Here is a 17,789-nt window from a genome sequence, read left to right on the forward strand (position 1 = left end):
TTTAATTTCCTTTATCCCAGGGTAGCTGGACTAAAAATTGCGTGAATACGCCGGGCTCAGACTCTGCGCTGACGCTGCCGCCAAGGCTTTCCACCTGCTGCTTAAGCAGAAACAATCCGACTCCGCGGTTCTCACCTTTGGTGGAGAAACCTTTATCAAAAATGGTCGCCAGATGCGCAGCATCAATGCCCGGACCGTCGTCGCTCACCTCGCAGGTCAGCCAGCCGTTTTGATAATGGAGCATCAGGTGGATCTCTCCTTCGGTCTGCTCGCGCAGCGCATCAAGCGCGTTCTCGACCAGATTGCCGGTTACGGTAATCAGCGCCGCCATCTGCGCTTCGCTGCCGCTGTCTGGCAGGTAGCTGGCGTCGCTGATAGTGAGCCGGTGCCCGCAGTCTGAGGCGCGATTGATTTTACTTAACAGGATCCCCGCAATCACCGGGGATTTAATCTTATCCAGCAAAAAGCCGATCTCTGTCTGATAGTTATTGGCGGTTTTCAGGATATACGCTTCAACCTGCGCATAGTTTTTCATATGCAGCAGGCCGAGGATCACATGCAGCTTGTTCATAAACTCGTGCGAGCGTTCACGCAGGGCGTCGACATAGTTTACCATGCCGCTTAAGCGCTGCATCAGCTGGCTGATCTCAGTTTTATCCCTGAACGTACAGACCGCGCCAATAATCCGCTCCGCCGTGCGTACCGGAACGGTATTGGTCAGCAGCAGTCGGCCATTCACGTTAATCTCCTCATCGCGCCGCGCCCGTCCGCTCTGCAGCACGCTGCGCAGCTGCGGTTCGACGGCGGTGGTGTCAGCGCGCCAGCTTTCATCAGGCGCGCGCTGCGTCTGTGCTGCGTCGCTCAGCAGATGGCAGGCAGCCTGATTGATCAGCGTCACTTCATGCCGATCGTCCATCGCCACCACGCCCTCTTTGACGGAATTGAGAATGGCCTGACGCTGCTCAAACAGGGTAGAAATCTCATAAGGTTCCAGCCCGAACAGAATACGTTTCAGCACGCGCACCAGGATCAGCGTACCCAGCGCGCCCGCCAGCGCGCCGATCAGAATAGTCCAGAGGATGATCCAGCGGCTCTGGTTAATCTGATCGGTGACGGCATCCAGTGAGATACCGATAGCCACCACCCCAATCTGCTGATGCTGGGCATTGAACACCGGGGTAAAAACACGCAGTGCCCGAACCAGGGAGCCCTGATTAACAGAGACATTTTCCTGACCGCGCAGCGCAGGCTGAATATCGTTGCCGATGAAATGCTGACCAACCAGTTCCGGATTACGATGGGAGTAGCGTATGCCCGCCATATTAGTGATCGTGATAAACAGCAGATTATTGCTGGTCTCAACCGCTTTTGCGACCGGCTGCAGATGAGCTTCAGCGGGGGAGAGCAGCAGCGCTCGCTGAACATCTGGCGATGTGGCCAGCGTACGCGCGACGGCCATCGCTTTATCTTCCAGCTGTGACCGGGTAGAGGCACCAATCTGAAAGAAATAGAACATATGCACGGTACACAGCACCAGGACAATCACGGCGCTCAGCATCAGCGTGACCAGCGTATTAAGTTTCATTGTCCGCCGGCGCATCGGCGTAGCAGGGACTGAAGGCGTCATGGTGGCGTTCACTTAGCGGAAAAGGGGCCTATTATGACGGATAATGGCGGCGCGGTTGCGGAAAATATAACAGGCCACTCTGAATAATGGCCTGCAGATAAGACGGTATGCAGAACTTAAGCGGTTTTCACACGACTGGCGAAGCTTTTACGCAGCTTCTGCAGTTTAGGCGGGATGACTGCCATGCAGTAGCCGTTGCGCTGACCCGCACCTTCCCAGTAGTCCTGATGGTAGGCTTCCGCCGGATACCAGGTTTTGAGCGGTTCTACGGTTGTCACCACCGGCACATCATGATCTTCCTGCGCGCGCGCAATGGCTGCAATCGCTTCTGCTTCCTGTTCAGCATTAGCAGGGAAAATCGCTGAGCGGTACTGCGTTCCGATATCATTTCCCTGACGATTAAGCTGGGTAGGATCGTGCGTGGCAAAACTGATATCCAGCAGATCGCCGTAGCTTATCTGCGCCGGATCAAACCCGATACGGATAGCTTCAGCATGGCCGGTTGCCCCGCTGCATACCTGCTCATAAGTCGGATCAGGGCGCTCCCCGCCGGTATAGCCGCTTTCAACCGATTCAACACCAATTACATCTTTAAAAACGGCTTCGGTACACCAGAAACAGCCGCCCGCAACGATCGCATATTCGGTTGCCATTACATTTACTCCTGTCAGGTCGAAAGCTTAAGAGTGCGGGTGAACGGAGCGGAATTCAACCCGATAATCGCAGACCGCACAGGCTGTTCAGGTAAAACGTACTCAGCTGTCCGGGGCGGACTGGCTGAGCAGAGCCTGGAGTCGTGCCGTCAGCTGCTCAAGACTATATTTTGTTGCCTGCCGGACGACCTCTTCGCTTTCGCCGGAAAAACGCTGACAACAGGTCTGAATAGTGCCATCAGGCAGGCCCCAGGCAAACCAGACGGTGCCGGCTGGTGTACCATCCTCGCCGCCATCTGGTCCGGCATAACCGCTCACTGCAATGCTGCTATCGTCGCCGGAAAGCGCTTTTGCGCCTGCGGCCATTTCACGCACGGCGGCTTCGCTGACGGCGCTGTCACGTGCCAGCGTCTCTTCACTTACGTTCAGCACCCGATGTTTCGCCTGATCGGTATAAGTAATAAAGCCGCTGCTGTAAAACTGGCTGCTCTGGCCGACGGCCGCGAGGGTAGAGCCGACCCAGCCTGAAGTACAGGATTCTGCGGTGGTGACAGTCAGTTTTCTTTCAAGCAGAAGATCGCCCAGAATAGTTGCCGTTTCGATTAATTCCCGATTCATATATGCATCCCGATTTATTATTTAAATGTCAGCCAGCCACGCTTCGATTAAATAAACGTTGCCGGATGATAATTATTATAGATGGTGAGTCCGTTTTATCTGGTTAATATGAACTCAGCAGAAGAATATATTAAGCGGGGCGGGTCAATCCGAAGGGGTTGATTATTAATCAGGCAGGGGTTCTGTCGTATGGTAATTACAGATTCTGCATGAAAATATAAGCGTAGCGGGGCTAGGGCAGGGCGATAAATAACAGATCTGGCAAAGGGATAAATATCGTATGGCGCAATGCCGCCGGGCGTGTAGCTATAACGGACGACATTTGCCAGTAGTGGTCTATACTGAAACCTGAGAACCTGGCGCAAGCTCACATTCTCAGGAGGTAAAGTATGAAAATGAGTATCCGGTTATTGGGGAAGCCGCCTGGGCGTTAATGATGCGCCGTGCAGATGTGACTCTGGCATCCCTCACGGCTGAACTGCATCAGATGGCTTGCCGCGAAACAGATGCGGTGCGCGACAGCCAGATCCATGAGGCGCAGCAGCGGCTGCTGGACTATCGCTCTACAGAGCAGGCCGACCGTCGTTCTGATTCGCCGTTAAAAGCGCTGTCAGAGCGATCGGATAGCGTTACCGTTGCCGGCACCGGTAACGGTGCACGCCGCCATTAAGCTCCCTGCTCATCGTCAGCCTGTGGCGGCGATGAGCGCACTTCCCGCTGATCTCCCGTCTGAAAATGTGCGTAAATTTGTCTCCATCCTCATCTGATAGCACTTTTTGCAAAAAAAAACTTACCTCACCATTCATTATTCTCTGTACAAGTTTTTTGGGAATCCTGTACAACAGGTTAGATTTCCACTTTTTTATTGTTAATTTTAACATTTTACGGGAGTCACTTATGCGCCAGAACGGATATGCTCCGAACTCAGTTGAGGCGATTGCCAACTACTTTAGTAAAGCATCGCTGCCGTCTCAGCAGGAAACGCTGGGACAGATTGTCGTGGAGATTCTGCGTGAAGGCCGCAACCTGAATCGCAAATCCATTTGCACTAAGCTGTTACGTCGCCTTGAACTGGCAACAGAAGCAGAAGAAGAGCAGCATTATCATCAGCTTATCGGCTTGCTGTTTGAGCGGGAAAGCTAATACCAGATTTACGACCGGGTTATATTCAGACTAAGTAAACAGGGAAGAGTGCACAACCTCATGTATAACCTGTGACCAGCTGTATCGCGCCACGCACTGCGTGGCGCTGTTTTACTGTCGTACTTCATCTTGAAGTGGCGGCAAACAAAGATTCACTATGAAGATGAGCAAACACCAGAAGAGTATAGACGAAATCATCGGTGAAGCTGCCCTGACGCTGCTTCAGCGCTCCGGGCCTGTTAATACCCACGCGCTGATGGCAGAGCTGCAGAATATGCAGATGCAGGCCACCGATGAAGAGTATCGCACCGCAATCAGCATGGCCCTGAAAGAGGTCCGGACCAGCATTTCTCTTGGTCAGCAACAACGAAACGAACCGGAAAAAGATAACGTTCATCCCCTGTTTGGCAATGACCAGTCATCCGGCAATAGCCGTAAACATTAATCCAGCCCGATAAGGTATACTGCGGCCTTATCTTTAACAGTTTGAGACGGAAAAATGGCAGATTTTCAAAACTTATACAATGTGCTGCCTGATAATGAGCTGGCTGCGCATTTTCGCGATGCCGGCCATGCGTTAAGCGATGAGTCACAGGTGCTGGATGGGGTAATACGCAGCATCCTTGCTACTGAGGGACGAGTGACTAATAAGTCGATTATTCTTTACCTGATTATGGCGCTGGAATCGGCCAGTGGCAGCGCTGAAGCTGACGTTCTGCGTCGCACACTGGAAATTGTTGTTGGCTATACGCCAGACGATGCCTGACCACGCTTTCTGCTCTTCCATCCGTGAAGAGCTTCTCCCATTTTCCTTTCAATCCTGCTCATGCGTTTCTTTCTTTTCTGTACACTTTTAGCTGAGTTGTACAGTTAATTAAAAGCAGCGCGCTTAATTAACGTCATTCAGTTTAAAGTTGTACATCTGCCTGATTAACGCTGAAATAGCTATTCGGTTGCTTAACGGCTCAGGCTCACTCCAGGAACATTTACCGTGACCTGACGAACCGGGCGCGCATTCAGACGCTTACTTCTGCCGGACTTAATTTTTTGCAGCCAGCTTTGCAGCTGTTTTATCTCTTCCTGCGCGGCAGATTCATTGCTGACATTGCAGATAAAGAGCTGGCTGAGCGTCTGATGCTCTGCTGCAGTAGCGTAGATTTCAAAGCGGCCATCGCGCTGCTGTAATTCTACGCTGGTAAAGTGCAAATGCTCCCATTGCTGTAACCGTGTTTTAAATCGAGCGAAATCCATAAAAGTTCCTTAACTTCTTATAGTGATTATTGGTACTAACGTGACTAAAGGAACATAGACCAGAATCAGAAAAACGCCAGAATAAAAAAATAAAAATTTTAACGTGCTGAGTTTGCTGCGTTAATTAACGCGCTTTTACCGTCTCGCTTATTATTTTTGCGCCTGAGGCTGGCTTACGCCGTTAAAAAAATTGCTTTTAAGATGAAAAAACCGCCCGAAGGCGGTCAGAAGGAGGGGCGTCTATTCAGGCTGCTTATCACCCGATTCTGGCGCACTGCCCGCATCATCATCAGGCAGTTCAGGCTCATCTTTACCAGGCTGATAACCTGCGTGAGCACGCTGTAGAGGTTTATGATGCATTGATCTCTCCTTACGGGTTACGTCTGTGGCTTTTCACTACCCAGTTCAGCACCGGTTTCCGGATTAACATCAGGATTCGAGGCGGTTCTGGTGGCCATAGCCTTCAGCGCTGCCGCTTCATCCGCAGAGAGCACCACTGAGGCGTGACCATCGCCGCCATCTACGGCAGGCTGAGGATCGGCGACATAGTTGAAGTTCTCATCTGAATTCCAGCTGCCGCGTACATCATCCCCGTCAGACATACTGAAATAAGTATGCGCATACTCTTCGATTGGCGGCAGTTTACCCGGCGGAAAGTTATTGCGGATAGAGTAGAGCGCCTTTTCAAAAGAGAGCTGGTGGGCGGCTTCACGCGTCATCAGAAAGCCCAGCGCATCTTTTACGCCGACGTCATCAGTCACATTAATCAGGCGTTCATAAATAATCTTAGCGCGTGACTCCGCGGCGATATTGGAGCGCAAATCCGCCGTCACTTCGCCAATAGTATCGATATACGCTGCGGTCCATGGCACGCCACCTGAGTTTGTCAGTGGCGGGCCGCCACCATAGAGAATAGAGGTAAGATGACTGTCATTACCCGCACCGGTAATAGAGCGATAAAGTTCGCCCTCCGCTTCCGTGCCTTCAGCCAGCTTGCCTTTGGCCCCTTTATTAAGCATACCTACCAGCGAACCGATAATTTCAAGATGGCTCAGCTCTTCGGTCGCAATGTCCATCAGCATGTCACGGCGTCCGAGATCGTCATCTCCCAGACCCTGAGTAAAATAGCGCATGGCAGCTGCCAGTTCGCCCTGCGGGCCGCCAAACTGCTCCAGAAGCAGATTGGCCAGTCCGGGATTCGGTTCACTTACCCTGACGGTGTACTGCAATTTTTTAACGTGTCGAAACATGGCTCACCTCAGTGTTAACAGTCAGGCCGATAGGCTGGCCTTTGTAATAATGCGTTACTGCTGTTCCGCAATGGTTGTGAGTTTTTCATCGGTAGATTTTTCTTCAGCCAGCGTTTCTGCCAGCAGACTGGCGGCCTGATCGAGGCCCAGCTTTTTGGCCATGGCCACCAGCGTGCCGTAGGTGGCAATTTCGTAGTGTTCAACTTTCTGCGCCGCGCCTATCAGGCCAGCATCACGCACCGGGCCTGCTTCGGTCGCGTCAATCAGCTCCTGCGCTTCCTCTACCAGACCTTCCAGCGCATGGCACTTCATGCGTTTAATGCGTAATTCTTCGTGCGCTTCCACTGCCTGATCAAGACGATCAATTTGTCCCTGGGTCTCTTCCAGATGTTGTTTAAAAGCTGCTTTAAGCGTTTCATCAGAAGCTGCACGCGCCATTTTGGGCAGCGCGCGGGTAATCTGTTTTTCTGCACTATAAACATCTGAAAGATCGTGAATAAAAAGGTCGAGCAAAGATTCAACTTTCATAAGCGTTCTCCATGCAGTAATAAACAGCAAAGCAGACGTCGAATGACGTATGCAGTTTATTCATTAATATGAGATTTCAGACAGCAGAGGTTAGCGTTCTCTGATGCGGAATAGTCATTAAACGCGCAATCACTGCGCCGCAGGGTTCATCCCTGAAATAAGCTGTCAGGTGCCGCGATTGCCGCTCTGACTCCCTTTCTTGCCAGCGTCAGACGCCTTTTCACGGTCGTTGCCGAAACTTCCGCCGCTATGCTGTCCGCCTTTTTTACCCGCTTCAGATGCCCGCTGTTTGTCGTCTGCGAAATTACCTGAACCGCCTCGATGTTGAGTCATAATATATTTTCTCTTCATGAGTTGATAATGACATGATCTGAATGACCAATCATGTGCGAGCTGCGTATTTAATAGTAATCGCGTTTCTTTAATCTGCAAGCGGGACGGTTTGATTATGTGCTCATAAGAATTATCTGCAGAGTCTGATTTTGTAGTCTTTATTATATTTAAGCGCAGCGACAATTAACGCATCGCTTAAATATATTTATGCGCTTCGGTTAACAATTAATTTATTGAAGCATCAGATGAATATTGTCGGCGGGCTGATTCGCAGCATGTTGTTTTCTCGATTAAGGTTAGTTATTACCCTGTAACGAGGAGAAGAGGTGATGACCGACTCTGTGACCACGGCTGAACTGGAACTGCTTGATCGCTACTGGCGAGCAGCGAACTATCTGTCTGTGGGCCAAATCTACCTGATGGCGAATCCGCTGCTGCGTGAAACGTTGCTGCCTGAGCACATTAAACCAAGATTGCTGGGACACTGGGGGACCACGCCCGGACTCAACTTTATCTATGCCCACCTCAACCGCGTTATTCGCCAGCGCAACGCTGACCTGCTTTACGTCTGCGGCCCCGGGCATGGCGGCCCCGGTATGGTGGCCAATAGCTGGCTGGAGGGAACCTACAGTGAAATCTACCCGCAGGTCAGTGAAGATGAGCAGGGTATGCAGCGTCTGTTCAAACAGTTCTCTTTTCCCGGCGGCATTCCGAGCCATGCGGCGCCTGAAACGCCAGGCTCAATCAATGAAGGGGGAGAGCTGGGCTATTCGCTCTCGCACGCTTTTGGCGCCGCATTCGATCATCCGGATTTAATTGTGCCTTGCGTTATTGGTGACGGTGAAGCAGAGACCGGTCCGCTGGCCGCCAGCTGGCACGGGATCCATTTTCTTAATCCGCAGCGTGACGGGGCCGTATTGCCTGTTCTTCACCTCAATGGCTACAAGATCGCTAATCCGACGCTGCTGGGGCGCACCAGCGACGAAGATTTGCAGCAGCTCTTCAGCGGGTATGGCTATGAGCCGCTCTTTGTCTGTGGCGATGATCCACAGCGCATGCATCAGGAGATGGCCATTACGCTGGATCGCGCTTTTGATACTATCGCATCCATCCAGCAGCGGGCGCGCAGTGGCACCCATAGTGAAGAGATACCGCGCTGGCCGATGATCGTGCTGCGCACGCCAAAAGGCTGGACAGGACCCAAAGAGGTTGATGGCAAAAGGGTCGAAGGATTCTGGCGCGCGCATCAGGTGCCGGTCGCCGGATGCCGCGAGGATGAGGCGCACAGGCAGATCCTCGAAGCGTGGCTGCGCAGTTATCAGCCTGAAACGCTGTTTGACGCCAGTGGACGTTTAAACGCTGAACTACGGGCGCTGGCTCCGGCGGGTGATAAACGGATGAGTGCGACCCCTTACGCCAACGGCGGGCGGCTGCGGCGGCCGCTTGCCACGCCTGATATCCGGCAGTTTGCGCTCGGGCTCAGCGCACCGGGCGCAGAGCAGGGCGAAGCGACGCATCAGTTTGGCCTCTATCTGCGCGAAATTTTTCGCCTCAATAGCGATAATTTCCGTCTTTTTGGTCCGGATGAGACCGCTTCAAACCGGTTGTCGCCGGTATTTGACGCCACCAGCCGCAGCTGGATGGCGCCGCTGGAGCCGTGGGATGAACAGCTGGGACGCGACGGACGCGTGATGGAGATTCTGAGCGAGCATCAATGTCAGGGCTGGCTGGAGGGCTATCTGCTTACCGGGCGTCACGGCCTGTTCAACTGCTATGAAGCGTTTATTCATATTGTCGACTCCATGTTTAACCAGCACGCTAAATGGCTGAAAGTGTCGCGCAAACTGCCGTGGCGGCAGCCAGTCTCTTCCCTGAATTATCTGCTTTCGTCTCACGTCTGGCGTCAGGATCATAACGGCTACAGCCATCAGGACCCTGGTTTTCTCGATCACGTTGTGAACAAAAAGGCAGACATAGTGCGCGTCTGGCTGCCGCCTGATGCCAACTGCCTGCTCTGGACGGGCGATCACTGTCTGCGTACCTGGGATCGCATCAATGTCATCGTGGCGGGTAAGCAGCCCTCACCACAGTGGCTCGATATCGATAGCGCGATTGCGCACTGTGAAGCGGGCATGGGCATCTGGCAGTGGGCCAGCTGCACAGATGAACCTGACGTGGTGATGGCGTGTGCAGGCGATGTACCGACTATGGAAACGCTGGCGGCGGCCGATCTGCTGCGGGAGTTACTGCCGTCGCTGCGCGTGCGCGTAGTAAACGTTGTTGATCTGATGGCGCTGCAGAGTGATGAGCAGCATCCGCATGGCAAAAGCGAGGCGGAGTTTGAGCACCTGTTTACCGCTGACAAGCCGGTAATCTTTGCCTTCCACGGCTATCCGGGGCTGATCCATCGTCTGACTTATCAGCGTAATAATCATCGTAATTTTCACGTGCATGGATTTAACGAAGAGGGCACTACCACCACGCCTTTTGATATGACCGTGCTGAACCGGCTCGATCGCTATCATCTGGCGCAGGCTGCGCTGCTGCATGTGCCCGGCGTGGCTGAAGATCATCCGGATCTGCTGGACGATCTGCAGGCGCGTCTTGCGGCGCATCACGCCTGGGTGCGGGAGTATGGTGAAGATGTGCCTGAGGTACGCAACTGGCGCTGGCGGGCCGCTGCGTCCTCAGCGTCATCTCTCAGGGGTGTTTAGGCGGCATACGGCGGCGCTGATAGCGTTTTTTCCCCAGAGCCAGCGCGGAGGCGCTGGCCGGGTCGAACAGGGAGAGGCTCTCAATCTGATCAACCATCAGCACCTTACGAAAATCGAGGGCGCTTTTCGGTGAGGAGAGGAAACTGATCTCATGCTCGTGATACCAGCGGCTATAGTTGTGCTCAATCGCAAGATTCAGCGTGCGCGCATCGCGATAGCCGCTCAGCATCGGGATCATCACGATATTTGCCGTGCCGGGAAATTCAAACGTGGCGGCGTGGATCATGCCAATGTAAATCCGGCGGGACTTCAGCGTAACCCATGCCAGTTCACCCTCTTCCATGCAGTGCAGCAGCAGCTGTTCAATACCGTTAGAACGCGAGAGGCGCTGATATAACTCTTTACGGCTGCCGGGTGTCAGGCGGGCGCTGCCGGCCCAGTTGGAGCGGTAAACACAAAATATCACCGCAAAGGTCAGCATAATGACCACCGGTGCCTGGATGCCCAGAAAGCTCCAGGTCATAAAATCGACGTGCCAGTTAGCATGATGTTCAGCACTCAGGCCGAACGTGTTATTCGCAAACGAGGCGCCCAGCAGCAGGAGCCAGACAATAGCCGTTGCCAGCACCCCTTGTACAACAAAAATGCAGCCGTAAAGGGCAATCAGAAAATAGACGTCCCAGCCGAATGAGCGCTTTATTTTTAGCCGGCTGGACATATCGCGGCTGGTATACCAGTAACCGCATACCATCAGAACCATGAAAATCGCCGTGCCCATTTAAATTTCCTTCAGAGTTGAAACGTGTTCAGCAAAATCTTTATGGACTTCAGGACTGAGCGGGTTGACCGAGGCGTTGCCATCTTCATCGATTATAATTCTGTCACCATCCTCCATCGACTCAGTGACATCCTGTTGTGTCATGACCTGCAGTAAGGATTCAGGGCTGCTGAACAGCGAGCATAAAAAACGTTTCATGACGGGCGTAAATCCTTTCAGTATTAAAAGTTAAGTCTGGAGCAAAACCGGGAAAGTAAAACGACTTTAAGAGTTGTCTGCGGCAGGAGAAACAGCAAGCGTAACGGCAGATTAAAGCGAGGAGAGTGAGAAGAGAGCGAAGAGGTGAACTGCAGCACATCCCTGTGCTGCTGGCTAATCAGGAACCTTTACGGCTGCTCTGGCCACCTTTTTTGCCTGCTTCAGATGCTTTTTTAGGGTCATCTTTAAAGCTGCCGCCGCTTCCGCTGCCGCTTTTCTGTCCACCTTTTTTGCCCGCGTCAGATGCTTTCTGCTTATCGTCTGCGAAGTTACCTGAACCGCCTCTGTGCTGAGTCATGATATAGCCTCTTGAAGAGTGTTTAATAACATGATGAATCATTGCAGTTATGTGCGTGGTACGTTTTAAAGAATAATGGTGAATGCAGTCTCTGCAAGCGAAGCGGAAAATATAATTAAGTAATTGTTTTAAAGCACTTTTAAAGATTTTTTTATGGCGCACAAAATATAAAAGCTGCAGCCAGAATTAAAAAGCGTCATTAAATTAGCAGCATAGCGAATTAAACAGGCCAGTGATGTCGGAGCGGTTTAAGGCGGTTATCCGGAATAATTGGCAAAATTAATCAGATATGTGAGCCAGAGAGGCTTTTCGCCCTGAGTCAGATACGCAGGGCAGGCGGATCAAATCAGCATCCCCAGAATCTGCAGCACGCTCTGCTGTGAGGCGGTGACAAAAGGAATATCTTTAATATGCTGCATGCCAAACGCCTCATAGAATTTTCTGGCTCTGACATTAGCGTCCATCACTTCCAGCCACAGGTAGCCTTCCTGCCGGCTGCGCGCGCTGGCAATGATGCTCTCAAACATCCGTCTTCCGACGTGTTTGCCTGTTTCCTGCGGATCGAGATAGAGCTTGCAAAGCTGAGCACCCCGCATCCCGGAATCGGGCACCGGCACACTCCACTTTACTTTGGCAAAACCGATAGGCTGCGCTGACTCAGCAATCAGCCAGCTTTCACTGGCATCGGTCAGGCTGCTGGCAAGCGCATCCATGCCGTACTCTTTGCTGATAAACGCATCCATTTCATCTGCAGAGACCCACAGGTGTTTAAAGTGCGCGCTGTAGGTCATACGCCCCAGCTGCTGCAGTAAGCCGGCGTCTTCCGGCCGGGCGTGGCGAATAGTCAATGCCATTATGCGGATTCTCCATGAAGTCTGCGCCACGTGCGACGCAGAGTGGTACACACTCCTGACGGGCGATAATACGCGAATGGCGTGCGGGATGTGATAGCGATCTGCTGAAACCGCGCAATAAGGGTTTAAGCGGTATCACTTTTTGCACGACGGCAGGCTGAAAATAATGACTGGCAGGAGTAGCTGGTCAGCGCTGCGGTAGCGCAAAACAGGGAGTGACGTAAATATTGAAACCGCTTTTATTCGCCTGCGTTTTTATCGCGGGTGAATAAGCTTCTGCAGGCAAATAAACTCATTAAATTGCGTCTCTCTTAACGCAGGCCGGAGGCGGCCTCAGAGGCCGTAACGTAAACTTTCCGCGCGTTTCGCCGTTTCATATACGTATTGCAGCATCGGCTCCAGATCGGCATCGGGTCCGGCGCTGATGATCTTGCTACGCAGCCACTCAATTTCGCTGGTAATATCCGGATGGAAAATCGTATTGTTCTGCGCATTACGCAGCCACTTCAGCAGGAAATTATTTTTCCCCCGCAGATGAGCGCTTTTTTTGGATTGAGCATGGATTTTAAGCGCAACCAGAATGCAGTAGTAAAAATGGACGCGCTGACTGTAGTTTTGCACCATTATATCGCTCTTTATCATCGATATCGTTGACCCGCGTCAGTGTGCATAAATGCATCATTCAGGTCAATTCCGCTGCAACTGAAGCGGTAAAAAAACGGGATGCGCAGCTCTTTTTAAGAATTTCTTTATGCGGGATAAAGCGGTTCTCATTCCGGGATTCATTCTTGTGTTAATTTTTACAGGACGCCGCTGCTGGCTACAGGAATAATCTGAATTAGTGCAGAGGAAAAAGTCATACATATTTACCGCTGCCGTACACATTTATTATTTTTTTATTGTCGTTTCTTTGATTATTAAAATGCAGGGCAGAGCGGTAAACCGGATGCTATTTTCTCCGGCCAGCAACTTTTATGGCAAAAAGCGTAATAAGGTCTACACTTATTGCTGCCGATGTTCATTGTGCGTCAGGTTATGCAGTTATACATGGCGTTAACCCGGAAAGGTTGCGCATTTATTAGTGGTTTACCCTAAGCGTTTTATCTGCAGCACGCCTCTGAACATCCTGATTTTTACCCTTAAAAGGAGGAGACGTGACATCTGTGGTAAGCGAGATCAATACCCTGCCGTCGTTAAGCGGCGGCCTTTACGCCTTCTTTTTTGACGTTGACGGCACGCTGGCAGCCATTGAAGCACAGCCCGATCAGGTCACCATTCCCGCCCGCGTTCGTCAGCATCTGCAGCAGATCTCTAATCTCAGCCACGGTGCGCTGGCGCTGGTCTCCGGACGGCCAATATCCCAGCTGGATAAGCTGGCAGCGCCGCTTGAAGCGCCGGCGGCGGGCGTGCACGGCGCAGAGCGCCGCGATGCAACCGGTCAGATTCATCGTCATGCACTGCCGGATACGGTTGCCTCAGCGCTGCATGATGAGCTGGAACAGGCATTCAGCCAGTGGCCAGGGGCAGTGCTGGAGGCTAAAGGCATGGCGTTTGCGCTGCATTTCCGCAACGCCCCTGAGCATGAGCAGGCAATTATGCAGCTGGCGGAACAGATTGTTAGCCGCTTCTCTGAGCTCACGCTGCAGCCGGGCAAATGCGTGGTCGAAATCAAACCTCAGGGAATCGATAAAGGTGCGGCCATTAACACTTTTATGCAGGAAGCGCCTTTTGCAGGACGTATTCCGGTGTTTGTGGGTGACGATCTCACCGATGAAAAAGGCTTTCTTGCGGTCAATGCGCTACAGGGCATCTCTGTCAAAGTTGGCGAAGGCCCCAGTGAAGCGCGCTACCGGCTGCCGGACACCAACGCTGTCTGGCAGTGGCTGGAGCAACTATTATTACAATTAGAGCATGACAATATTGGTAAGGAGTTCAGGTTATGAGTCGTTTAGTCGTGGTATCTAACCGTATTGCTATCCCCGACGGAAGCAAAAGCAGCGCAGGCGGCCTGGCCGTAGGTATTCTTGATGCGCTTAAAAATACCGGTGGTTTGTGGTTTGGCTGGAACGGAGAGATCAGCGAATATTCGGGTGAAGAGGAAGAGCCGCTGGCAAAACTGGAGCACGATGGGATCACCTATGCTTCTTTCCCGCTCAACCAGAACGATTATGATCAATACTACTGCCAGTTCTCTAACACAGTGATCTGGCCCGCTTTCCACTACCGGCTCGATCTGGTGCAATATCAGCGTGAAGCCTGGGAAGGGTACTGCCGGGTCAATACGGCGCTGGCTCATCGTCTCAAACCGCTGATTCAGTCTGATGATGTGCTGTGGATCCATGATTATCATCTGCTGCCGTTTGCAGCCGAGCTGCGTAAGCTGGGCGTGACGAACAGAATCGGTTTCTTTTTACATATTCCTTTCCCGACGCCGGAAATCTTCAATGCGCTGCCGCCGCATCAGGAGCTGCTGGAGATGCTGAGCGATTATGATCTGCTGGGCTTCCAGACCGAATCTGACCGGGTTGCGTTTCTTGACAGCCTGAGCCAGCAGACGCAGCTGCAAAACAAAGGCGAGAAAAAGCATCGGGCTTACGGCAATACGTTTATGACCGAAGTCTATCCAATTGGTATTGAACCTGACGCGATCAAAGAGATGGCGGAAGGGCCGCTGCCACCTAAGATGGCTGCAATGAAGCGTGAACTGGGCGATGCCAAAAACATCATCGCCTGTGAGCGCCTCGATTATTCCAAAGGTCTGCCCGAGCGTTTTCTGGCTTATGAAGCGCTGCTGGAAAACTTCCCGCAGCATCGCGGGAAAATACGTTACTCGCAGATTGCGCCGACCTCGCGGGGCGATGTGCAGGCCTATCAGGACATCCGCCACCAGCTGGAGACCGAAGCGGGCCGCATCAACGGCAAATATGGCACGCTGGGGTGGACGCCTCTTTACTATCTCAACCAGCATTTTGATCGCCGTCTGCTGATGAAAATTTTCCGTCTCACCGATGTTGGCCTGGTGACACCTCTGCGTGACGGGATGAACCTGGTTGCAAAAGAGTATGTGGCGGCACAGGATCCGGATGACCCGGGCGTGCTGGTTCTGTCACGCTTTGCCGGTGCAGCGAACGAGCTGACCTCGGCGCTTATTGTGAATCCTTACGATCGTGACGAAGTGGCTGCGGCGCTGGATAAGGCGCTCACCATGTCACGTACGGAACGCATTACCCGCTATAACGATATGATGGCGGTGCTGCGTAAACAGGATATTTCACACTGGCGCGAAACGTTCCTGCACGATCTCAATGCGCTGCCCGCGCGCGGCGACGATCACGGGACGGCAAATAAAGTTGCCACGTTTCAGAAGCTGGCATAACCGGTAGCTGAAAGCGATTATGGGGGAGTGCATTAATGCACTCCCTTTTTTATTGCCGTGCGCCCGCCAAAAAGCGTTATTAAAAAGAGAAACCCGGCTAAGCATATTTGTCATCCCGTTCACTGTTACCGATCGGCTTATCCGCATGCGCTCCGGTAAAAAGCGATGAAACCGAAGCGGCAATACAGAAGAAATCGATTTCATATGTCGTGCCGCTAACCGGTTGATGAGCGAGCAATATGCGGGATCTGGCGCAAAAACAGCCGTGATTTTGTAAGTTTTGTTATCAGAGCTAAAGTTTTCTCTGGTCATGCCGATGATAGTTATACATCAGTGCGTTTTCTGTACCACCCATTCATTTTGCTAATGTAACAGCCAGTTACATCCATACCCGTTTTCTCACCTTTGCTGACGTTATCTTGACACTTCATTTGTCAGGCGCCATCACGTTTTACATGCTGTTTACGATGCGGGAGTGATGCCACCTGGCAATATTCCCTGTAAGTGATTAATTTAAAGCTTATAAAATAAGGGTGTTTCTGGTGTTTTGTGCTGCAACAGAGGTCCGGGGTAGTGGGTTGTGATGAGATAACCGCAACATGGCAACAAAAGGATCGGCATAACGTGACCTGTGTCGACTAAATGGAAATATGAGAATTTTTTGGCAAAAGATTAGCGAAAAATTTGAAAATTGAGCAAAAAATAGACAAAACGCAAGCATCCCTGAAGCTTCGGTTAAAAAATTTGCCTTAAAAGCGTGACGCATATCACACTTTATCTAAAATTCCGGTCCGGTCACGTTGTATGTCGGATGGAGACCATATAGATTTGCGTTGTTTTCAGATTAGTCTTAAAAAACGATAAAAAGACATCAGGGAAGAAGGTTAAGACTCAGGAAAAAATGGCCTGGAATTTTGACTGCTACTACTGAATGTCCCGGTAGGAAATGAAACAATTAAATATATGTTGGCTTATGCCTGATTTTATTTTTTGCCATCTTTAGATTTACCAACCAGCAACCCGAACCATAGAGATTAAATTCTGTGGCCGTATATATGCCGCGTCTATCAGGATGGAAAAAATGGGAACATCAGAATTACTAAAACATATATATGACATCAATCTGTCATATTTACTGCTCGCGCAGCGCTTAATTAACCAGGAAAAACCTTCAGCTATGTTTCGTCTGGGTATTGATGAAGCAATGGCAGATGCACTCGCTCAGTTAACCTTACCTGAAATGGTAAAGCTGGCTGAAACGAATCAGCTGGTATGTCAGTTCCGCTTTACCGATCACAATTTAATTAATCGTCTCACGCAGGAATCACGTGTCGACGATCTGCAGCAAATTCACACCGGGATCCTGTTATCCAGCCGTCTGCTGCGCAGCGTTTCAAAAACTGACACCAGCACCAAAAAGAGGGCGGTATAATGAGCGATAAAAGTATCGTTCAGGAAGCGCGTGATATTCAGCTGGCTATGGAGCTGATCACGCTGGGTGCCCGTCTGCAGATGCTGGAGAGTGAAACGCAATTAAGTCGTGGTCGCTTAATTAAATTATATAAAGAGCTGCGCGGTGCGCCGCCGCCAAAAGGTATGCTGCCATTCTCTACCGACTGGTTCATGACGTGGGAACAGAATATTCACGCCTCGATGTTCTGTAACGCCTGGCAGTTTTTACTCAAAACCGGCTTAAGCAACGGCGTGGAGGCTGTTATCCAGGCCTACCGTCTCTACCTTGAGCAGTGTCCGCAATCGGACGAGGGCCCGCTGTTGGCGCTGACGCGCGCCTGGACCCTGGTGCGATTCGTTGAAAGTGGGATGCTGGAACTCTCTGACTGCAAAAGCTGTCACGGCAGCTTTATTAATCATGCACATCAGCCCGCGGGCAGCTTTGTCTGCAGCCTGTGCCAGCCGCCTTCACGTGCCGTAAAAAGACGTAAACTTTCTGCAGATACTGCCGATACCTTTCCACAACTGCTGGATGAACAGGTTAAACGCGCCGTTTAAGTATGTTCGCATTGTGGAAGCCATCCAGCAGCGGGTTACCCCCGCTGCTTTTTTTTGCCTCCGATTTGTGAATATCGCCTGCGGCCCTCTGGCTTAAC

21 protein-coding genes are annotated in these 17,789 nt (G+C 51.6%); 9 read left to right on the plus strand and 12 right to left on the minus strand.

Translation table 11 applies throughout. The annotated features are described in order from the left end of the window. Position 1 precedes the first annotated feature (1 nt). From LAC65_RS06455 to LAC65_RS06465, 3 genes are all read right to left on the minus strand, one after another. Positions 2 to 1,627 carry a sensor histidine kinase gene (locus LAC65_RS06455; protein WP_039383951.1) on the minus strand — a complete coding sequence of 542 codons (1,626 nt, stop codon included), beginning with the start codon at positions 1,625 to 1,627 and terminating at the stop codon, positions 2 to 4. A gap of 116 nt (positions 1,628 to 1,743) precedes the next feature. Beyond that, the gene (gene msrA, locus LAC65_RS06460) at positions 1,744 to 2,280 is read right to left on the minus strand and encodes a peptide-methionine (S)-S-oxide reductase MsrA (protein WP_039383953.1); all 537 of its coding nucleotides are present in this window, start codon (positions 2,278 to 2,280) and stop codon (positions 1,744 to 1,746) included. Positions 2,281 to 2,382: 102 nt separating this feature from the next. After that, positions 2,383 to 2,898 (minus strand): CinA family protein, encoded by a 516-nt coding sequence (locus LAC65_RS06465; protein WP_039383954.1) that lies wholly within the window; start codon positions 2,896 to 2,898, stop codon positions 2,383 to 2,385. A 433-nt stretch (positions 2,899 to 3,331) separates the two neighbouring features. Here LAC65_RS06465 and LAC65_RS06470 point away from each other — a divergent pair, with 433 nt between their 5' ends. The 4 genes from LAC65_RS06470 (at position 3,332) to LAC65_RS06485 (ending at position 4,807) form a co-directional block, all read left to right on the plus strand. After that, on the plus strand, positions 3,332 to 3,568 hold the full coding sequence (locus LAC65_RS06470; RefSeq protein ID WP_039383957.1) for a hypothetical protein: 237 nt from the start codon (positions 3,332 to 3,334) through the stop codon (positions 3,566 to 3,568). A gap of 227 nt (positions 3,569 to 3,795) precedes the next feature. After that, positions 3,796 to 4,041 carry a regulatory protein YcgZ gene (gene ycgZ / locus LAC65_RS06475; protein WP_039383960.1) on the plus strand — a complete coding sequence of 82 codons (246 nt, stop codon included), beginning with the start codon at positions 3,796 to 3,798 and terminating at the stop codon, positions 4,039 to 4,041. 157 nt (positions 4,042 to 4,198) lie between these two features. Next, positions 4,199 to 4,486: a hypothetical protein gene (locus LAC65_RS06480; RefSeq protein WP_039383963.1), complete on the plus strand. Its 288-nt coding sequence runs from the start codon at positions 4,199 to 4,201 to the stop codon at positions 4,484 to 4,486. A 54-nt stretch (positions 4,487 to 4,540) separates the two neighbouring features. Next, positions 4,541 to 4,807: a biofilm development regulator YmgB/AriR family protein gene (locus LAC65_RS06485; protein ID WP_039383965.1), complete on the plus strand. Its 267-nt coding sequence runs from the start codon at positions 4,541 to 4,543 to the stop codon at positions 4,805 to 4,807. A gap of 191 nt (positions 4,808 to 4,998) precedes the next feature. Here the strand turns inward: LAC65_RS06485 and LAC65_RS06490 are convergent, their stop codons facing one another. The 4 genes from LAC65_RS06490 to LAC65_RS06505 all read right to left on the minus strand — a co-directional run bounded on the left by LAC65_RS06490 (position 4,999) and on the right by LAC65_RS06505 (position 7,403). After that, entirely contained in the window at positions 4,999 to 5,292 is a 294-nt protein-coding gene (locus tag LAC65_RS06490; protein WP_052246483.1) for a hypothetical protein, read from the minus strand. A 377-nt stretch (positions 5,293 to 5,669) separates the two neighbouring features. Beyond that, positions 5,670 to 6,542, minus strand: coding sequence for a manganese catalase family protein (locus LAC65_RS06495; protein ID WP_039383967.1), 873 nt, complete (start codon positions 6,540 to 6,542; stop codon positions 5,670 to 5,672). A gap of 54 nt (positions 6,543 to 6,596) precedes the next feature. Next, entirely contained in the window at positions 6,597 to 7,070 is a 474-nt protein-coding gene (locus LAC65_RS06500; protein WP_039383968.1) for a YciE/YciF ferroxidase family protein, read from the minus strand. 165 nt (positions 7,071 to 7,235) lie between these two features. Then, positions 7,236 to 7,403 carry a con-10 family general stress protein gene (locus LAC65_RS06505; RefSeq protein ID WP_071882913.1) on the minus strand — a complete coding sequence of 56 codons (168 nt, stop codon included), beginning with the start codon at positions 7,401 to 7,403 and terminating at the stop codon, positions 7,236 to 7,238. Positions 7,404 to 7,732: 329 nt separating this feature from the next. Between LAC65_RS06505 and LAC65_RS06510 the strand changes: the two genes are divergently transcribed. Then, entirely contained in the window at positions 7,733 to 10,117 is a 2,385-nt protein-coding gene (locus LAC65_RS06510; RefSeq protein ID WP_039383970.1) for a phosphoketolase family protein, read from the plus strand. Here LAC65_RS06510 and LAC65_RS06515 read toward each other — a convergent pair. The 5 genes from LAC65_RS06515 to LAC65_RS06535 all read right to left on the minus strand — a co-directional run bounded on the left by LAC65_RS06515 (position 10,104) and on the right by LAC65_RS06535 (position 12,929). Beyond that, the gene (locus tag LAC65_RS06515; protein WP_039383973.1) at positions 10,104 to 10,895 is read right to left on the minus strand and encodes a hypothetical protein; all 792 of its coding nucleotides are present in this window, start codon (positions 10,893 to 10,895) and stop codon (positions 10,104 to 10,106) included. The two genes, LAC65_RS06510 and LAC65_RS06515, sit on opposite strands and share 14 nt — an antisense overlap. After that, on the minus strand, positions 10,896 to 11,093 hold the full coding sequence (locus LAC65_RS06520; protein ID WP_039383975.1) for a hypothetical protein: 198 nt from the start codon (positions 11,091 to 11,093) through the stop codon (positions 10,896 to 10,898). Between the two features lie 178 nt (positions 11,094 to 11,271). Continuing rightward, positions 11,272 to 11,451, minus strand: coding sequence for a KGG domain-containing protein (locus tag LAC65_RS06525; RefSeq protein ID WP_039383978.1), 180 nt, complete (start codon positions 11,449 to 11,451; stop codon positions 11,272 to 11,274). Between the two features lie 341 nt (positions 11,452 to 11,792). After that, entirely contained in the window at positions 11,793 to 12,305 is a 513-nt protein-coding gene (locus LAC65_RS06530) for a GNAT family N-acetyltransferase (RefSeq protein WP_039383980.1), read from the minus strand. A gap of 333 nt (positions 12,306 to 12,638) precedes the next feature. Then, complete coding sequence (locus LAC65_RS06535; protein ID WP_039383983.1) at positions 12,639 to 12,929, minus strand: DUF2913 family protein; 291 nt, start codon at positions 12,927 to 12,929, stop codon at positions 12,639 to 12,641. A gap of 530 nt (positions 12,930 to 13,459) precedes the next feature. Here LAC65_RS06535 and otsB point away from each other — a divergent pair. From otsB to flhC, 4 genes are all read left to right on the plus strand, one after another. Beyond that, positions 13,460 to 14,248, plus strand: a complete 789-nt coding sequence (gene otsB, locus LAC65_RS06540) for a trehalose-phosphatase (RefSeq protein ID WP_039383986.1) — start codon at positions 13,460 to 13,462, stop codon at positions 14,246 to 14,248. Next, positions 14,245 to 15,681 carry an alpha,alpha-trehalose-phosphate synthase gene (gene otsA / locus LAC65_RS06545; protein ID WP_039383988.1) on the plus strand — a complete coding sequence of 479 codons (1,437 nt, stop codon included), beginning with the start codon at positions 14,245 to 14,247 and terminating at the stop codon, positions 15,679 to 15,681. The genes otsB and otsA overlap by 4 nt, the downstream gene beginning before the upstream one ends. Before the next feature lie 1,081 nt (positions 15,682 to 16,762). Further along, the gene (gene flhD / locus LAC65_RS06550; protein ID WP_039383990.1) at positions 16,763 to 17,113 is read left to right on the plus strand and encodes a flagellar transcriptional regulator FlhD; all 351 of its coding nucleotides are present in this window, start codon (positions 16,763 to 16,765) and stop codon (positions 17,111 to 17,113) included. Then, positions 17,113 to 17,691: a flagellar transcriptional regulator FlhC gene (gene flhC, locus LAC65_RS06555; protein ID WP_203025459.1), complete on the plus strand. Its 579-nt coding sequence runs from the start codon at positions 17,113 to 17,115 to the stop codon at positions 17,689 to 17,691. Before flhD ends, flhC begins: the two co-directional genes overlap by 1 nt. The last annotated feature ends 98 nt before the right edge of the window (positions 17,692 to 17,789 follow it).

It is taken from the genome of Pantoea eucrina (genome assembly GCF_020079945.1).
GTDB lineage: Bacteria > Pseudomonadota > Gammaproteobacteria > Enterobacterales > Enterobacteriaceae > Pantoea > Pantoea eucrina.